At 63.4% G+C, this 954-nt stretch carries 1 protein-coding gene; it reads right to left on the reverse strand.

Annotated elements, in window-relative coordinates; all coding sequences use genetic code 11:
* Positions 1–249: 249 nt before the first annotated feature.
* A partial coding sequence (locus tag A2J03_RS26735; protein ID WP_197480985.1) for an acyl-CoA dehydrogenase family protein occupies positions 250–954 on the reverse strand: 705 nt, incomplete at its 5' end.

Consider the following 954-nt stretch of genomic DNA (forward strand, 5'->3'; position numbering starts at 1 on the left):
GAAGCGATCTTCCTCAGAGAACGATTCCTCGAACACCGGGCAATCGTCACAGCACGCGATCGCTACCGCTACCCACCATTCTGAACAGCCCCCGAACTCACCCGCCGCGCGCCCAGGGCCGCAGCCGGGGAGCGGTGTGGCTTCCCACGACTGCGGCACTGTCTACCGGTGCGGCACTGTCTACCGTTGCGGCACTGTCTACCGTTGCGGCACTGTCTACCGTTGCGGCACTGTCTACCGCCGCTTACTTCATACCGGGCCGGCGACCGACAGCCGGTTCTCGGACGCGGCGAGCGGATCGAAACCGTCCTGCTTGAGCAAGGTGTGGATGTTGCGCCGCCTCACCCCCATGTTTCCGCCGTCGTAGACCGGGAAGCAGAGAACGTCTTCCATGATCGCGGCTATCGGGGTGAGGTTCGTGTAGGCATCGACGCCGACCAAGCGCATGGCGTCGTAGACGACCTGAACCGAGGTTTCGGAGGCAAAGATCTTGACCTGGTTGGCAAGCTCGCGGTCTTTGCCCCCGGTGCGGTCGAAGTGATCTGCGGCCTTCCATGCGAAGTAGCGAACGGCTTCGATGCGGGTCTTGATATCGGCGAGCATGTACCCCGCATTCTGGTAGTCGATGACAGGCACAGGCCCGGAACGGTGGTCGGTCTTGGCGAACTCGTAGGCGTAGTCGAAGGCCGCACGCATTCGACCTACGCACGCCGCGCCGATCGACGAGCAGGTCCAGGAAAACGCGGTGGCGACGATGTCGAGGCCATCTCCAGGCTGGCCGATCACATTGTCGACGGGTACTCGCACATCGGTGAATTCGACGCGAGGCGAGTTGGTGGCGCGATGTCCGATGGTGTCGATCATGCCGGTGATCTCGACACCAGGTGTGCCGCGCTCGACGACGATGACGGCGAGTGATTCCGCCGGGGGGAGCGAGGGGTCGGTGCGGCATAC

The organism is Rhodococcus sp. EPR-157 (genome assembly GCF_001647195.1).
GTDB lineage: Bacteria > Actinomycetota > Actinomycetes > Mycobacteriales > Mycobacteriaceae > Rhodococcoides.